Annotated in this window: 12 protein-coding genes; 11 read left to right on the forward strand and 1 reads right to left on the reverse strand. The window is 65.2% G+C overall.

All coding sequences use genetic code 11. The annotated features are described in order from the left end of the window. Positions 1-86: 86 nt before the first annotated feature. The 9 genes from CAL29_RS11170 (at position 87) to CAL29_RS11210 (ending at position 13,068) form a co-directional block, all read left to right on the forward strand. Complete coding sequence (locus tag CAL29_RS11170; protein ID WP_094853111.1) at positions 87-3,506, forward strand: RHS repeat-associated core domain-containing protein; 3,420 nt, start codon at positions 87-89, stop codon at positions 3,504-3,506. A gap of 222 nt (positions 3,507-3,728) precedes the next feature. Then, on the forward strand, positions 3,729-4,409 hold the full coding sequence (locus CAL29_RS11175) for an RraA family protein (RefSeq protein ID WP_094853112.1): 681 nt from the start codon (positions 3,729-3,731) through the stop codon (positions 4,407-4,409). Next, positions 4,406-5,608: an aminotransferase class I/II-fold pyridoxal phosphate-dependent enzyme gene (locus tag CAL29_RS11180; protein WP_094853113.1), complete on the forward strand. Its 1,203-nt coding sequence runs from the start codon at positions 4,406-4,408 to the stop codon at positions 5,606-5,608. Before CAL29_RS11175 ends, CAL29_RS11180 begins: the two co-directional genes overlap by 4 nt. A 49-nt stretch (positions 5,609-5,657) precedes the next feature. Next, on the forward strand, positions 5,658-6,479 hold the full coding sequence (locus tag CAL29_RS11185) for an ABC transporter substrate-binding protein (protein WP_094853114.1): 822 nt from the start codon (positions 5,658-5,660) through the stop codon (positions 6,477-6,479). Positions 6,480-6,593: 114 nt separating this feature from the next. Next, entirely contained in the window at positions 6,594-7,283 is a 690-nt protein-coding gene (locus tag CAL29_RS11190; protein ID WP_094853115.1) for an amino acid ABC transporter permease, read from the forward strand. Beyond that, on the forward strand, positions 7,276-7,965 hold the full coding sequence (locus tag CAL29_RS11195) for an amino acid ABC transporter permease (RefSeq protein WP_094853116.1): 690 nt from the start codon (positions 7,276-7,278) through the stop codon (positions 7,963-7,965). The genes CAL29_RS11190 and CAL29_RS11195 overlap by 8 nt, the downstream gene beginning before the upstream one ends. A gap of 10 nt (positions 7,966-7,975) precedes the next feature. Next, a complete protein-coding gene (locus CAL29_RS11200; RefSeq protein WP_094853117.1) occupies positions 7,976-8,710 on the forward strand; it encodes an amino acid ABC transporter ATP-binding protein in 735 nt (244 codons plus the stop codon). A 32-nt stretch (positions 8,711-8,742) separates the two neighbouring features. Beyond that, on the forward strand, positions 8,743-9,714 hold the full coding sequence (locus tag CAL29_RS11205; RefSeq protein ID WP_094853118.1) for a LysR family transcriptional regulator: 972 nt from the start codon (positions 8,743-8,745) through the stop codon (positions 9,712-9,714). A 243-nt stretch (positions 9,715-9,957) separates the two neighbouring features. After that, a complete protein-coding gene (locus tag CAL29_RS11210; RefSeq protein WP_094853119.1) occupies positions 9,958-13,068 on the forward strand; it encodes an RHS repeat-associated core domain-containing protein in 3,111 nt (1,036 codons plus the stop codon). Positions 13,069-13,155: 87 nt separating this feature from the next. On the opposite strand, the gene CAL29_RS11215 is transcribed toward CAL29_RS11210, so the two are convergent. Continuing rightward, positions 13,156-13,593 (reverse strand): hypothetical protein, encoded by a 438-nt coding sequence (locus tag CAL29_RS11215; protein ID WP_094853120.1) that lies wholly within the window; start codon positions 13,591-13,593, stop codon positions 13,156-13,158. A 275-nt stretch (positions 13,594-13,868) separates the two neighbouring features. Between CAL29_RS11215 and CAL29_RS11220 the strand changes: the two genes are divergently transcribed. Both CAL29_RS11220 and CAL29_RS11225 read left to right on the forward strand, forming a co-directional pair. Next, entirely contained in the window at positions 13,869-15,077 is a 1,209-nt protein-coding gene (locus tag CAL29_RS11220; protein WP_094853121.1) for a DesA family fatty acid desaturase, read from the forward strand. Beyond that, positions 15,074-17,386 (forward strand): UvrD-helicase domain-containing protein, encoded by a 2,313-nt coding sequence (locus tag CAL29_RS11225; protein ID WP_094853122.1) that lies wholly within the window; start codon positions 15,074-15,076, stop codon positions 17,384-17,386. Before CAL29_RS11220 ends, CAL29_RS11225 begins: the two co-directional genes overlap by 4 nt. Positions 17,387-17,436: the final 50 nt, after the last annotated feature.

Raw genomic sequence — 17,436 nt, forward strand, 5'->3', positions numbered from 1 at the left:
TATACAAGGCACGTCGGCGCCTGTTCTGTTGACAGGTGCTGGTCCTGAATCCTCGCGCGCGAGCGAGAGGGTTGGAAACGCGCCCGATGCCCAACCTGTGTGCCGGCACGCCGAAGATCACGGTCCGCGACAACCGCGGGCTGGACGTGCGCACGCTGCGCTACAACCGTGGTGCCGAAGGGGCGGTGGCGGCGCAATACGTCGACGCTTACACGCATAACGCCCTCGGGCAGTTGCTTTCGTCGCAGGACCCGCGATTCTTCGGCGGTTCGATACTGAACTTCCGGCATACGCCGGCCTTGTCGGGGCAGGTGCTGGAAACCGTGAGCGCGGACGCGGGTACGTCCAGGGCCTGCGCAGATATCGCCGGGCGGCCGTTCTGGCACTACAGCCAGGGGCGCGACAGCCAGTTGCGGTCGGATAACGCCATCACCGTCTGCTGGTATTACGATGCTTTGGGCCGTCCCGTACAACGGGTCCGCGCCACTGCGCCGCTTGCGTACTCTACGTCCGTCACGCCTGCGACGTTCGCCGCTTCCACGACGTCCACTACGTCCACTACGCGGGGTGGGCTGGCTGGCATGCGGAACGTCGGCGCCTGCGACTTGTGGTTCTATGGCGAGGCAAATGGGCAACCCGGCGATACCTACGATCCGCTCAATGCCGGCGACCCGCGCAACGCCAACCAACGCGGGCAACTGCTCCAGCACTTCGATACCGCCGGCCTGCTCGACATGAGCGTGCTGGGCTATGGCGTACAGGGGCAGCCCTTGCGGCAAGACCGCAGCTTCCTGGCGCTTGCCTGCGACCCCGACAACAACTGGATGGTCAGCGACAACAAGCCGCCTTTTATCGCCAACAAGTCGCTTCTGGAGGGACGGGATCCATACGACACGTGCTGGACCCACAACGCCCTGGCCCAGGTCCTGACCCAGACCGACGCCCAGGGCCACCAGCAGCACACGGCCTACGACTGCGCCGGACGCAAGTATTCAACCGCGGTCACACCCAAGGGCGGCAATCGCACGTTGGTCACCACCGCCATCGCCTATACCGCCGCCGACGAGATCGACACCCGCGGCGATGCTAACGGAATCCAGGTGGCATACGCCTACGAACCACAGATGACCGGGCGCCTCGTCTCGATTACGGCGTCGCGCATATCGGAGAGCAGAAGTCAGATCGATACGCGCCGCAAAGGCCATGTCCGCAGCAGCATGACGCGCCTCCAGGCCCTGGCCTATACCTACGATGGTGTAGGCAACGTCACCGCGCTATCCGACGACAGCGCCGGCGCACAGGTCACCTTCTTCCGCAACCGTGTCGCCACGCCCGACCGCAGCTACGCCTACGATGCCCTGTATCAACTCACCAATGCCAGCGGACGCGAGAACTACGTCGACAGCACGCCGAAGGGCACCGATTGGCCCGGCGGCAATTTCAAGCCGTCAACCACACCCGACTACAGGCCTTACACACGCGCCTACACCTACGACCTCGGCGGCAATCTCACCTCGATAGGCAGCGCCGACTGGACCGGCGCGACGCCTCCAACCCGCAACGTGGTCGTGAGCCGCGCCAGCAACCGCGCCGTCTGCACGGCCAACTACCAAGGACCGACGCCGGACAACATCGACAACTATTTCGACGGCGCAGGTAAGAACATCTGCGTGGACGGCAACCCCAACCAACCGATGTACTGGACGCCGCTGCACCAGCTTTATTGCGTGGTGACCGCCTATCGGTCTCCGAACAGACTGAGCGTCGATTGGAACAATAGCGACCGAGAGCAATACGCCTACGACGGCGCCGGCCAACGGATACGCAAATACGGCAGCAGCAAGGCCGGCGGCATTTGGAACCATACCGACGCGCGCTATTTACCCGGTCTGGAGCTGCGCAACGACACCGGCACGGGAGAACAACTGGAAGTGATCGTGCTAAACGACGGCGCGCGGATATTGAACTGGCCCAACGGCACACCCAAGCCCGCCGACATCCCCAGCCTGCAACTGCGCTACCAATACAGCGACCGTCAACACGCCGTCCTGATCGAAACCGACCAGGACGGCAACCTCATCACCCGCGAGGAATACTACCCCTACGGCGGCACGTCGGTGCTGACCTCCCGCTCCGACATCGAAGTCAAATACAAATTCATCCGCTATTCCGGCAAGGAGCGCGACGTCACCGGCTTCTACTACTACGGCCTGCGCTATTACCAACCCTGGACAGGGCGATGGATAAGCCCGGACCCCGCCGGCGCCGTGAACGGACAAAACCTCTATTGCATGGTGCGCAACAACCCGGTCACGCTGCGGGACCGGGCGGGAACGATGGCCGACGGCAAGACCCCGGAAGAGGCCACAAGCAGGAAATCCGCGGACGCCTCGCCGGGCGGGTCACGCGGGGAAGCCATTGAACTTCCGCCGGCGCAGGTGCCAAAGCAGATCCACTACGTCTGGCTGGGGAAGGCTATTTCAGCCGAGCACATGACCAACATATTGTTGGTGACGGCCATCAACCCCGACTACAAGATAAATATGTGGACGGATCGTCCGAAGTCGATTCTTGCGACCTTCGACGCCATGCTCCAGGATACCGGGCACCCCTTGCATCGTTATCTCGCCCATTGGCACAGGGATGCCTTCTCCAGGCCGCCCGAAGGCGGCGATGCCAGGATAAACCTCGGCGACGTCTCCTCGGTGTTCGAAAGCTTGCGAGCATCGATGCCAGGCAATCGCGGTAACGACAAGGGCCAGGCCTTGCCCGGCGACGGCACGAAAGCCGAAGCCTTGTTCCTGCGCGAAAAAAACGGCGCGTACCGGAACTATGCGGCGGCCAGCGATATTGCGCGATATGCCACGCTGATCGTAAAGGGCGGGATATATATGGATGTCGACGTCGTTCCTCCGCGACCTCTGGGCACGTTTTCTCCGCCGCGAGGCATGGTGTTCAACGCGAGAAATATCAACAATATTTTTAATATCGAGCGCAACAACGACGTCATCGGCGCGGTGGCCGGGTCCAGCCTGGCGAGAACGCTTATTCCCACCGTCGTCAGCAAATATGCGGAGTTCGATCAGGTGTTTTCCGAGCACCTGAGCGTCCGGGGGCACCCCCCCGCCCTGGAGCCATGGATGAAAGGAATCGAGGAGCCGGCGTCCTGGTCGGTGAAACGGGCCAGCACCATGCACGCCGAGTTCCAGTTCGGACGCCGGTTGGGAACCATGACGGTATCGGGGCCGGAGGTCCTGGACGTCATCACGAACCGTTTCGCGTCATTCACGCCGCGGGACCTGTTTCCGCCGGGGACATTCGGGGCGCGCTATCGATTCCCCAGCGCCGCGCCGGCCAGCAGGGAAGATGCCGGACGTCAATTGAACTCGCTCGCCGCCGCGCCGCTTCCGCCGAGGGCCGCGGTGGTGTGGGAGGGCTGGTTCCCGCGCGCCGACGCGCGCGGCGCATGGGTGCCCCTGCGGGGCCTGCGGCGGTCGAGCATATAGCCGGGCCCCAGATATTTGCCTGTCCCAACCTCTAGGGATTTTCCCTAGGCCGTTGCCCGGACAAGCGCGAAAAAAAGTCGCGCCCGGCCGGTTTTCCCCTCTGAAAACCGCTATCTACGAATAAAATTCGTGGATCCCTGGGAATTTATATCGTTTTGCGGATAAGGTACGCGCCCCTTGTAATGCGCCTGTTCATCCACGCACCGCATTGCATACCGCCCCATGACTCCCATCGGATTCCGCATACTCCCCCGCACGGCCCCCGCCGTGGACGCCGCCGTCCTGGCCGGCTACGCCGAACTCGGCTCGGCCCAGATCAGCGACTGCATGAACCGCCTGTACGGCATCGTGGGCCTGCGCCCGCTGCACGCCGGCGCGCGCCGCATCGTCGGCCTGGCCCTGACGGTGAAGACCCGTCCCGGCGACAACCTGATGATCCACCAGGCGATCTCGATGGGCGTGGCCGGCGACGTGATCGTGGTCGACGGCGGCGGCGAGACCGCCAACGCCCTGGTGGGCGAACTGATGATGATGGACGCCCGCAACCGCGGCGTCGTCGGTTTCGTGGTGGACGGCGCCGTGCGCGACGCCGACGTGTTCGCCGCCGGCGACTTCGGCTGCTTCGCGCGCGACGTCAACCACAAGGGCCCGTACAAGGACGGCCCCGGTGAAATCAACGTCCCCGTCAGCGTGGGCGGGCAGGTGGTCCATCCCGGCGACGTCATCGTCGGCGACGCCGACGGCGTGGTGGTGATCCCCGCCGAACACGCCGCGGCGGTCCTGGCCCTGGCGCAGAAGAAGGAGGCCGACGAAGCCGTCTCCAAGGAAAAGCTGCGCGCCGGCACCTACACCAAGCCCTGGCTCGAAAAGACCCTGGCCGAGAAACTGGGAGGCGCCAAGTGAGCATCGTCGCCGACCGCATCAAGCGCATCAAGCTGTCCCCCAGCGTGGCCGCGCGCGCCATCATCGCGGAACTGCGCGAGCAGGGCCGCCGCATCATCGACCTGACCATCGGCGAGCCCGACTTCGGCACGCCCGCCCACATCTGCGAGGCCGCCACCGCCGCCATGGCGCGCGGCGAAACCAAGTATCCGCCCGCCCAGGGCACGGTGGCCCTGCGCCGCGCCGCGCGCGCCCAGTTGCTGGAGGCCACCGGCGTCGACTACCCCGTGGCCCGCATCATCGTGGGCACCGGCGCCAAGCAGGTCATCTTCAACGGCCTGGCCGCCACCCTGAACGACGGCGACGAAGTCCTGATCCCCGCGCCGTTCTGGGTTTCCTACCCGGACATGGTGCTGGTCAACGGCGGCACGCCCGTCGCCGTGTCCACCACGCCGGCGACCGACTACAAGCTGACGCCGCAAGCGCTGGAAAGCGCCATCACGCCGCGCACCAAGTGGCTGATGATGAACGCTCCCAGCAATCCCACGGGTTCGGTCTATACCGAGGACGAACTGCGCGGCCTGACCGACGTGCTCAAGCGCCATCCGCACGTGTGGCTGATGACCGACGACATCTACGCCCGCCTGAACTTCACCGACACGCCGACCGTGCACCCCTTGCAGGTCGCGCCGGAACTGGCCGAGCGCACGCTGGTGATCAACGGCGTGTCCAAGGCCTACGCCATGACGGGCTGGCGCATCGGCTACGGCGCCGGTCCCGAGGAACTGATCAAGGCCATGGCCATCCTCCAGTCCCAGAGCACCTCCGGCGCCTCGTCGGTCAGCCAGGCGGCGGCTACCGAGGCCCTGTCGGGCCCGCAGGATTGCGTGGCGGAATTCACGCGCGTCTTCCGCGAGCGGCGCGATCTGGCCATCGCCGAACTGCAGGGCGCGCCCGGCCTGAAGATCGTCGTGCCGCAAGGCGCGTTCTACGTGTTCCCGGACTGCTCCGGCCTGCTGGGCCGCAAGACGCCCGACGGCAAGGTGATCCACAGCGACACCGATCTCACGCACTACCTGTTGCGCGAGGCCGGCGTGGCCGTGATCGACGGCCATGCCTACGGCGCGCCCGGCACCTTCCGGCTGTCCTTCGCCGCTTCGCTGGACGACATCCGGCAGGGCTGCGCGGCCATACGCGACGCCTGCGCCCGCCTGGCGTGACGGCGCCTTTCCCATCGTTCGACACCATCCACAAGGGGAGTAGTACTCCATGAAACGCAACACCCTGATCGCGGCCTGCCTGGGCCTGGCCATGCTGACGCTGGGAGCCGCTGCCCGGGCCGACCAGCTCGACGACATCAAGGCCAAGGGCGAGCTGGTCTGCGGCACGCTGGGCACGTCGCAGCCTTTCAGCTTCCAGGATGCGTCCACGCGCCAACTGGTGGGCTATGACGTCGATGTCTGCAAGCTGGTGGCCGACAAGCTGGGCGTGAAGATCAGCTACAAGCTGCTGTCCGTCGCCGCGCGCGTGCCCGAGCTGAACGAGGGCCGCGTCGACATCCTGGCCGCCAACCTGGGCTATTCGCCGGATCGCGCCGGGCAGATCGCCTTCAGCCATGCCTACTACGTCAGCCCGCAGAAACTGCTGGTGCGCAAGGATTCGGGCCTGGACACCATCGAGTCGGTCAACGGCCGCCGCGTCGCCGCCACCAAGGGCTCCAGCTCGGAACGCGAGATCAAGCGCGTCCTCGACAAGTCGCAGGTCCTGGGCTTCGGTGACAGCTCCTCGGCCTATCTGGCCTTGCAGCAGAAGAAGGTCGATGCGCAGTTCGCGTCGGAGCTGGTGCTGGTGCGCCTGCAATTGCAGAGTCCGCCCACCGCGCCCGTCAGCATCATTCCCAAGTCCGTGTTCGACGAATTCTGGGGCCTGGGCGTGCGCAAGTCCGAGCCGCGCTTCCTGCAAGCCGTGAACCAGGCGCTGGACGACGCCGAGGCTTCCGGCGCCGCCGCGCAGTTGTTCGACAAGTGGTTCGGCGCGCAGACGCAGTACAAGCTGCAGCGCAGCTTCAAGATCGCGCCCATCGCGGGCTGATCGCCGGCCGATCGCCGCCGCTTTGCCCAGGCGGCCGGCCGCGCGCCGCGCCGCCTGGTTCGCATGCCGGGCCGGGATTCCTTCCGCAGCGAGACCTGCCCCAGACGCTTCCCTATGAGCCTACTTGACGCTTCCCAATATCAAACGCTGCTGAGCGGCATGGTGACGACCGTGCAGCTTTTCCTGGTGGCGTGGGTCATGGCTTTCGCCGTGGCCATCCTCCTGACCGTCGTGCGCGCCACCGAACTGGCGCCGTGCCGCTGGTTCGTCGACGCCTATGTGGAGTACCACCGCAACGTGCCCCTGCTGGTGCAGGTGCTGTTCTGGTACTTCGGCATGCCGGAGCTGCTGCCGGAAGGGTTCCGCGGCTGGCTGTACCAGCACAACGCCGAAATGTCGCTGGCGGCCATCGCGCTGGCGCTGGGTTCCGCGGCCTACATCGCCGAGGACATCCGCAGCGGCCTGCGCGCCATTCCCTACACCCAGTTCGAGGCGGCGCGCGCCCTGGGCGCCAGCTATCTGCAATGCATGCGCTTCGTCATCGTGCCGCAGGCCGTGCGCATTTCCATCCCGCCGCTGGTCAGCCGGGCGCTGCTGCTGTTCAAGAACACCAGCGTCGCCATGGCCATCGGCGTCATGGAGCTGACCTACCAGGCGCGCGAGATCGAGAACGAGACCTACCGCACCTTCGCCACCTTCGGCGCGGCGACCGTCATGTACCTGATCGGCTCGCTGCTGATCATGTTCATCGGCTGGCGGGTGAACGCGCGCTACAAACTGAATCGCGGAGGCCACGGTGCTTGACGTCCTGAACCAGTACTGGCCGCTGCTGCTGGTCGGCCAATATCCCAACGGCCCCTTGGGCGGCCTGGCCATGACGCTGATCCTGGCGCTGTGCGGCCTGCTGCTGTCCCTGCCGCTGGCGCTGGGCATCGCCCTGGCGCGCGTCAGCCCCTACGACTGGGTGCGCCGCGCCAGCAAGACGCTGGTGGTCGTGGTGCGCGGCATGCCCTTGCTGATGCTGATCTTCTGGGCCTACTTCGTGGTGCCCAAGATCACCGGCGAGGCCATCAGCGGTTTCTGGACCCTGATCTGCGCGCTGGTGGTCTACGAAAGCGCCTACCTGTCCGAGGTCATCCGCGCCGGCATCGAGGCGGTGCCGCACGGCCAGGTCGAGGCTTCGCGCTCGCTGGGCGTCGGCTACTGGACGACCATGCGCAAGGTGGTGCTGCCGCAGGCCTTGTTCAACGTGCTGCCCAGCATGACCAGCCAGTTCGTCTCCACGGTCAAGGAAACCTCGCTGGGCTACGTCATCAGCGTCAATGAACTGACGTTCGCCGCCAACCAGGTCAACAACCTGGTGCTGACCAAGCCGTTGCAGGTGTTCGGCATCCTGGCCATCGTCTATTTCCTGGTGTGTTTCAGCCTGAGCCGCGGCCTCGGTTGGCTGGACCTGCGCATCCGCCGCGCGCGCGCCATGGCCTGAAGGAAAACAAATGATCAAGCTTGAAAAAGTGAACAAGTGGTATGGGACGCATCACGTCCTGAAGGACGTCGACCTGTCCGTCGGGCGCGGCGAGGTCCTGGTGGTGTGCGGCCCCTCGGGGTCGGGCAAGTCCACCATGATCCGCACCATCAACCGCCTGGAGCCCATCGGCAAGGGCCGCATCGTCGTCGACGGGGCGGACATCCATGCCAAGGGCGCGAATCTCAACGCGCTGCGGCAGAAGATCGGCTTCGTGTTCCAGCAGTTCAACCTGTTCCCCCACATGAGCGTGCTGGAGAACGTCGTCTTCGCGCCGGTCAACATCCGCAAGCAATCCCGCAAGCAGGCCGCCGAGCGCGCGCGCGAACTGCTGACGCGGGTGGGCATGGCGCACAAGATCGACGCCTATCCGGGCTCGCTGTCGGGCGGCCAGCAGCAGCGCGTGGCCATCGCGCGCGCCCTAGCGCTGGAGCCGCCGGTCATGCTGTTCGACGAGCCGACCAGCGCGCTGGACCCGGAAATGGTGGGCGAAGTGCTGCAGGTCATGAAGAGCCTGGCCAGGGACGGCATGACCATGGTGTGCGTGACCCACGAAATGGGATTCGCGCGCGACGTCAGCGACCGCGTGGTGTTCATGGACGCCGGCCAGATCCTGGAGGCGGACACGCCCGCCAACTTCTTCAGCGCGCCGCGCCATCCGCGCGCCCAGCGTTTCCTGGCCGATGTGCTGCATCCGCGCGGCTGATCGGGCCGGCCAGTGGTAATGTGAGGGGTTTCATGCGCCACGCGTCCACTGCCGCGATGTATACCCTGAAGCAGCTAGAGGCTTTTTATTGGAGTTCGGAACTGGGCAGCTTCAGCGCATCCTCGCGCAAGCTGCACACGACCCAGTCGGCGGTGGCCAAGCGGGTCGGCGAGCTGGAGAGCTTCGCCGGCGCGCCCTTGTTCGAGCGGCATGCCCGCCGCCTGGTCCTGACCCCGCACGGACGCCGCCTGTTCGATCTCGCCCGCCAGATGCTGGACCTGAACAGCCGCCTGGTGCGGCACATGGCGGATCCGGCCAGCTTCGAGGGCGTGATCCGGCTGGGCGTCACCGAGCTGGTGGGCATGACCTGGCTGGCGCGGCTCATCAAGCACATCAGCCTGCGCTATCCGCGCGTGCAGCTCATGCCGGACATCGACGGCGGCATCACCCTGTACGAACGGCTGGAGCGCGACCAGCTCGACCTGGCCATCATGCCGGGGCCGTTCTGGAGCCATCACTACGACTGCACCCACCTGGGCGCGGTGACCAACGTCTGGATGGCCAGTCCCACCCTCGACATCGATTTCTCCGCGCGCCTGAATCCACGCGACCTGGCGCCGTATCCGGTCATCTCTCAACCCACCAATTCGGCGCTTTCCCATCTGTACGATGCCTGGTTCGCCGAGCAGGGCCTGTCCGTCAAGCGCGTGCTGACCTGCAACAGCCTGGGGATGATGGCCCAGCTCACCATGCTGGGCCTGGGCATCAGCTATCTGCCCGGGGCGTATTTCGCGCCCCTGGTCGAGCGCGGCGCGCTGCGGCAACTGGACGTGCTGCCGCCGCTGCCCACCATCAATTACTACGCGGTCTACAAGAAGAGTTTGGTCAATCCCGTGGTGACGCGGGTCATCGAAATCGCCCGCGCGGAATGCGCTTTCGAAGTGGCGGGGGATTTTCTGCCGCGCGTGCCGTCGGCGGTGGAGCCCATGCCGCGCGAGGGCTAGCGGCGCGTAGCCGTCCAAGGGCAGGGGGCCGGGCCTGTCCGGCGGTTCGCCGCTTTAATTTCGGCGGTTCGCCTTTCGGGACAGTTCGCCTTTCAGGATAGGTCGCGTTTCAAAACGGCGCGGTCCGTTTGGAAAGGCGTTATCGCCGCGACGGGTTTACATAGGGCATGTCTGCGCCTGTCCTGTCGATAGGCGCTGGTCCTGTATCCTTCCGCTCGAGCGAGGAGGGTGGAAACGCGCCCGATGCCCAACCTGTGTGCCGGCACGCCGAAGATCACGGTCCGCGACAACCGCGGGTTGGGCGTGCGCACGCTGCGCTACAACCGCGGCGTCGAAGGGGCGGTGGCGGCGCAATACGTCGATGCGTACGCACATAACGCCCTGGGGCAGTTGCTTTCGTCGCAGGACCCGCGATTCTTCGGTGGTTCGACGCTGAACTTCCGCCACACGCCGGCCTTGTCCGGGCAGGTGTTGGAAACCGTGAGCGTGGACGCGGGGGTGTCCAGGGCCTGCGCCGATATCGCCGGGCGGCCGTTCTGGCACTACAGCGAGGGGCGCGACAGCCAGTTGCGATCGGATAACGCCATCACCGTTCGCCACTATCACGATGCCCTGGGCCGTCCCGTACAAAGGATCCGCGCCACTATGCCGGGCGGACCGGCTGGCATGCGGAATGTCGGCGCCTGCGACTTGTGGTTCTATGGCGAGGCAAATGGGCAGCCCGGCGATACCTACGATCCGCTCAATACCGGCGACCCGCGCAACGCCAACCAATGCGGGCAATTGCTCCAGCACTTCGATTCCGCCGGCCTGCTCGACATGAGCGTGCTGGGCTATGGCGTACAGGGGCAGCCTCTGCGGCAAGACCGCAGCTTCCTGGCGCTCGCGTGTGATCCCGACAACAACTGGATAGTCAGCGACAACAAACCACCTTTCACCGCCAACAAGTCGCTTCTGGAGGGGCGTGATCCGTACGCCACCCACTGGACCCACAACGCCCTGGCCCAGGTCCTGACCCAGACTGATGCCCAGGGTCACCAGCAGCACACGGCCTACGATTGCGCCGGACGTAAGTATTCAACCGCGGTCACGCCCAAGGGCGGCAATCGCACGTTGGTCACCACTGCCATCGCCTATACCGCCACCGGCGAGATCGACACCCGCAGCGACGCCAACGGCATCCAGGTGGCGTACGCGTACGAATCGCAAATGACCAGCCGCCTGGTCTCGATCACGGCATTACGCATATCGGAAAGCAAGAGACCAACCTACACGCGCACAGAAGGAAATATCCGCAGCGGCATGACGCGCCTCCAGGCCCTGACGTATACCTACGATGGCGTAGGCAACGTCGCCGCGCTATCCGACGACAGCGCCAGCGCGCAGGTCACTTTCTTCCGCAACCGCGTCGCCATGCCCGACCGCGCCTATGCCTACGATGCCCTGTATCAACTCACCAATGCCAGCGGCCGCGAGAACTATGTCGATAGCAGCCCCAAGGGCACCGACTGGCCCGGCGGCACCTTCAAGCCATCGACCACGCCCGACTATCGTCCTTACACACGCGCCTACACCTACGACCTCGGCGGCAATCTCACCTCGATAGGCAGCGCCGACTGGACCGGCGCGACGCCTCCAACCCGCAACCTCACCGTGGGCCGCGCCAGCAACCGCGCCGTCTGCACGGCCAACTCCCCAGGTCCCACACCGGACAACATCGACGACTATTTCGACAGCGCCGGCAAGAGCATCTGCGTGGACGGCAACCCCAACCAGCCCATGTACTGGACGCCGCTGCATCAGCTTTATTGCGTGGTGGCCACCTATCGTGCCTCCGGAGAGGCGGAACCGGATTGGAGCAATAGCGACCGCGAACAATATGCCTACGACGGCGACGGCCAGCGGGTACGCAAATACGGCAGCAGCAAGGCTGGCAGCACCTGGAACCACACCGATACCCGCTATCTCCCCGGACTGGAACTACGCAGCGACACCGGCACAGGCGAACGACTGGAAGTGATCGTGCTGGACGACGGCGCGCGGATATTGAACTGGCCCAACGGCACACCCAAGCCCGCCGACATTCCCAACCTCCAACTGTGCTATCAATACAGCGACCGCCAGCACTCCTGCCTGATCGAAACTGACCAGGACGGCAGCCTCATCACCCGCGAGGAGTACTACCCCTACGGTGGCACGGCGGTGTTGGCCTCGCGCACCGACAGCGAAGTCAAATACAAATTCATCCGCTATTCCGGCAAGGAGCGCGACGCCACCGGCCTCTACTACTACGGCCTGCGCTATTACCAGCCCTGGACAGGACGATGGACAAGCCCGGATCCCGCCGGCCCCGTCCATGGCCAGAACCTCTATTGCATGGTGGAAAACCGTCCCGCCACGCGTGCCGATTTCGACGGCGCCATAAGTTTCCCGTTCGCGGGACGCATGCCCTTTCGGCGTCGCGAAGATCCTCCGCTGACCGGCGAACCCCACGAGCTGCCAAAGAAGGTCCATTTCATCTGGATCGGAGAAAACCCGGGCGCCATGATGGTGAAAAATGTCCGCGAGGCAGCCCGTCATCTCCCCGATCACGAAATTTACGTCCACCTCGACAGGGCGAAATCGTCCTGGCCCCAACGCGAAACTTATGCCCGCCAGGTCAACGCGATGCGCTGGGACCGACCCAACGTCAAGATAAAGAACGTCCGCCAGGAATCCGCCTATGGCAAGCTCAAGCAAAACTACCCGTTGTCCGCCAGAACGTACAAGGCCCTTGCGAACTCCGGCGACAGCAGAAATTACGCCGCGGCGGCCGACATCCTGCGGTATCACATCCTCAAGGAAAAGGGAGGGCTATATAACGACTTTGACAACCGGATCATCGATCCCAAAGACGTCGGCCCCAAACTCCTGGCGCTGACGGCAAGACCCGATCAAGTCCTTACCAGCCGATTGATAAGCCCGCTGTTACACGACATGCATAAACCGGAGAAACCCTACTCCTGGAAAAGCGAACCGTTCTTCAACAATGCCGCCTTTGCCGCGCACAAGCGTTCGGCCGCGTTGGAATTGCTGACGGCATTGATCGAGCGGAACCTGCCCGGCGACTTCAAGGACAGGCTGGCGTCAATGGCGGATCCACAAGAGCGATTCAGGTTTATTTCGAAACATACCGGGCCGGGAATATACACCCAGGCCCTGGCGGAAACGGATAGTGAAATCGCGGATCTCCTGACGCGTGCCTCCCCGAGGGCGCTCAGCCAGGAAGCGGTGGAAGAATTGTTCAGTCAGGCTGCGCGGCAGGAAACGCTTGAGTACGTCATCGAATACGGGAGGGTGGGCTCGTGGCGATGACATCCGCCGCGCCGCGGGGCAGCCCCTGCAGACCGCGCTCCGGCACCCGGGCCCCGGCTGGATTCCCGGGGCCTCGCAGCCAGCGCGCTAGCGCGCGCCGGGGGTGATCGCGACCGCGCCCTGCACGCGCTGCGTGCCCAGGTTTTGGGACTGGAACCGCACTTCCCAGGAGAAATTGTCCTGCCCCAGTTGCTTGCCGGCCTGGTAATAGACCTCGGTCACGGGCACCTGGATGTTCGCGCACTTCGACGGGTTGTCGGCCAGCCCCACGCCCTGGCTGATCGTCAGCGAGCCCAGCGCCGGCCGGGTGGCGATGCGCACCGCCGGCGCCATCAGGGGGCGGCAGTTCGCGTCGACGATTTCATAATAGGTGGCCAGCAGGGTGGCCTTGCCGGGCGGCACCGACCAGGCCCGCGGCTGGGGCATCGCGCTGTTGCCGGCATGCGCCGCCGCCATTGAAATCAGGCCCGCCGCCGCCAGGTAGAGCAGGGCGTGGCCCGCCGCTTGCTTGCGAAAACGAGACAAAACGGTGCCACGGCGGGGTGGGCAAGGCAGGCGCATAGGAGCAAAATAGGAAAAATACAACAGGGTAGGGCTGCGCTACCGGCATGCAAGCGTCCGCCATGGTGCCCGCGGGGGGGCTGGCGTAGCCCTGAATCTCCGTCAAAATCGGCGAAATGATAACCTTCGTCATTGATTATGGTCAAAAAAGTCACCAACTAATTTGAAATGCCCTTGTCATAACCCCCCAAAGGTGGGCTAAACTCGCAGTACTCAATTTTGAGGCGCACACACGGTCTATGGATCACATCCTTTCCTTTATCACTGGCGGCTTGTCCCAATCTTCCTGGTGGGAGATTCTTGTGTACACGCTGGTGATGACGCATATCACCATTGTCTCGGTCACGGTCTTCCTGCATCGCAGCCAGGCCCACCGGGGTCTCGATCTGCACCCCGCCGTCATGCATTTCTTCCGCTTCTGGCTGTGGATGACGACGGGCATGGTCACCAAGGAGTGGGTGGCCATTCACCGCAAGCACCACGCCAAGTGCGAACGCGACGGCGACCCCCATTCGCCCATGCTGTTCGGCATCTGGAAGGTGCTGTTCCGCGGCGCCGAGCTCTACCGCCAGGAATCCGAGAACAAGGAAACCATGGCCAAGTTCGGCCACGGCACGCCTGACGACTGGCTCGAGCGCAACATCTACTCGCGCCACAGCCTGTGGGGCATCATGACGATGCTGGCCATCGACATCGCCCTGTTCGGCGCCATCGGCCTGACGGTCTGGGCCGTGCAGATGGCCTGGATTCCCTTCTGGGCCGCCGGCGTGGTCAACGGCATCGGCCACTACTGGGGCTATCGCAACTACGCCAGCCCGGACACCAGCACCAACGTGTTCCCCTGGGGCATCGTGATCGGCGGCGAAGAGCTGCACAACAATCACCACGCCCACGGCACGTCGGCCAAGTTCTCGGCGAAGTGGTACGAGTTCGACATCGGCTGGTGCTACATCAGCGTGCTGCGCTTCTTCCGCCTGGCCAAGGTGAAGAAGGTCGCGCCCAAGCTCAAGCTGGAAAACGGCCAGAAACCGATGATCGACCTCAGCACGCTGCAGGGCGTCATCACCCACCGCTACGAAGTCATGGCCCGCTACGCCGAGGTCGTGAAGAGCACGGCGCGCCAGGAGCTGGCCAAGCTGAAGTCCACGTCCCCCGACGTCGACCCGAGCAACATCACCATGCTGCGCCGCGTGCGCCGCTGGCTGCACCGCAACGAAGACGTGCTGCAGCCGGAGCAGGTCGCCCAGGTCGACCAGGCCATCGCCCGCAGCCAGTCGCTGTCCACCCTGGTGCAGATGCGCCGCGAGCTGGGCCGCCTCTGGGAAAGCTCCAGCGCCAGCAGCGAGCAATTGCTCAGCGATCTGCAAGCCTGGTGCCAGCGCGCCCAGCAGAGCGGCATCGAAGGCCTTGAGCAGTTCGCGATCCGGCTGCGTCGTTACGCGGCATGATCGAGAAACTCAATCCTCAGCAACGTGAAGCCGTAACTCTCGAACCGCAGCACGCCCTGGTCCTCGCCGGGGCGGGCAGCGGCAAGACCCGGGTGTTGATCACCCGCATGGCCTGGCTGATTCAAAACGGCCAGGCCAGTCCATTTGGGCTGTTGGCAGTCACTTTCACCAACAAGGCGGCGCGCGAGATGCTGACGCGCATCACCGCCATCCTGCCCATCGATACGCGCGGCCTGTGGGTCGGCACCTTCCACGGCCTGTGCAATCGCCTCCTGCGCGCCCATCATCGCGACGCGGGGCTGCCCCAGGCCTTCCAGATCCTCGACACCGCCGATCAACTGGCCGCCATCAAGCGCCTGCTGAAAGCCAACGGCATCGACGACGAGAAATTCCCGCCGCGCGACGTCCAGCGCTTCATCAACGGCGCCAAGGAAGAGGGCCAGCGCCCCGCCGACGTCGAAGTCTGGGACAGCCACCGGCGCCGCCTGGTGGAGATCTACCAGCTCTACGAAGCCCAGTGCCAGCGCGAAGGCGTGGTGGACTTCCCCGAACTCCTGCTGCGCGCCTACGAGCTGCTGTCGCGCAACGCCCCCGTGCGCGAGCATTACCAGCGCCGTTTCCGCCACATCCTGGTCGACGAGTTCCAGGATACCAATACGCTGCAGTACAAGTGGCTGCGCCTGCTGGCGGGCGGCGGCGCCCACATCTTCGCGGTGGGTGACGACGATCAGTCCATCTATGCCTTCCGCGGCGCCAATGTCGGCAACATGGCGGATTTCGAGCGCGACTACGCGCACGGCACCGTCATCCGGCTGGAGCAGAACTACCGCTCCTTCGGCCACATCCTGGACGCCGCCAACGCGCTGATCGACCACAACAGCGGCCGCCTGGGCAAGAACCTCTGGACCGAACAGGGCGAGGGCGAGCCCATCCGCGTGATCGAGCAGCCCTCGGACGGCATGGAGGCGCACTGGATCGTCGACGAGATCCGCGCTCTGGTGAACGACGGCCGGGCGCGGCGCGAGATCGCCGTGCTCTATCGCAGCAACGCGCAGTCGCGCGTGCTGGAACATGCGCTGTTTTCGTCGGGCATTCCTTACAAGGTCTACGGCGGCCTGCGCTTCTTCGAGCGCCAGGAAATCAAGCACGCGCTGGCGTATCTGCGCCTGCTGGCCAATCCCGACGACGACACCTCGTGGATGCGCGTGGTCAACTTCCCCGCGCGCGGCATCGGCGCGCGCACGCTGGAGCAGCAGGCCGACGCGGCCCGCTCGCAGGACAGCAGCCTGTACGGGGCGGTGGCCCGCGTGCCGGGCAAGGGCGGCGCCAACCTGGCGCAGTTCGCCACGCTGATCCAGCGCATGGCCGACGAGACGCGCCAATTGCCCTTGCCGGAAATGGTCGAGCACGTCCTGCATGCCAGCGGCCTGCTCGATCACTACAAGGGCGAGCGCGAAGGCGCCGAGCGCATCGAGAACCTGAACGAATTGATCACCGCCGCCGCGGTGTTCGCTTCCGAGGAAAATTTCGACGGCTTGCCCGGCGGCGTGGTGCCGCTGAACGAGCCGCCGGCGACCGACCCCGCCACGGGTGAAATCCTGCCCGGGGCGCCGGCCGACGGCGGGCTCACGCCGCTGGCCGCCTTCCTGTCGCACGCGGCGCTGGAAGCGGGCGACAACCAGGCCGAAGCGGGGCAGGACGCGGTGCAACTGATGACCGTGCACGCCGCCAAGGGCCTGGAGTTCGACGCCGTCTTCATCACGGGCTTGGAAGAGGGGCTGTTCCCGCACGAAAACAGCCTGCTGGAACAGGCCGGCCTGGAGGAAGAGCGCCGTCTCATGTACGTGGCCATCACGCGCGCGCGCGAACGGCTGTACCTGAGCCTGGCGCAAAGCCGCATGCTGCACGGCCAGACGCGCTACGCCATGCGTTCGCGTTTCCTCACCGAAATCCCGGAACAGCATCTGAAATGGCTGACCCCGCGCACCGGCGGCGGCAGCCAGGGCTACGGCGCGAACCAGGGAAGCCAAGGCGAAGGCCGGTGGGGCGGCGCGTCGCGCGATGCCTTCGGCCGCAAGCCGACCGGCGCCGCCGCGCCTCGCGCGCCCCGCTCGGTCAGCAGCGGCGTTACGGTGGGCGACCGCCAGTTCCGCATCGGCATGGGCGTGCGCCACGCGCGCTTCGGCGACGGCACCATCATCGGGCTGAGCGGCACCGGCCAGGATGCCCAGGCGCAGATCCAGTTCCGCGACGTCGGCACCAAGACGTTGGCGCTGGGCATCGCGAAGCTGGACGTCATCGCGGGCTGACGGCAGCGCCTGGCGCTTCTTGCCAGCGTCCCCGGGCGGGGGCGCGGCAG

Origin of the sequence: Bordetella genomosp. 10 (assembly GCF_002261225.1) — a bacterium.
Lineage (GTDB): Bacteria > Pseudomonadota > Gammaproteobacteria > Burkholderiales > Burkholderiaceae_B > Bordetella_C.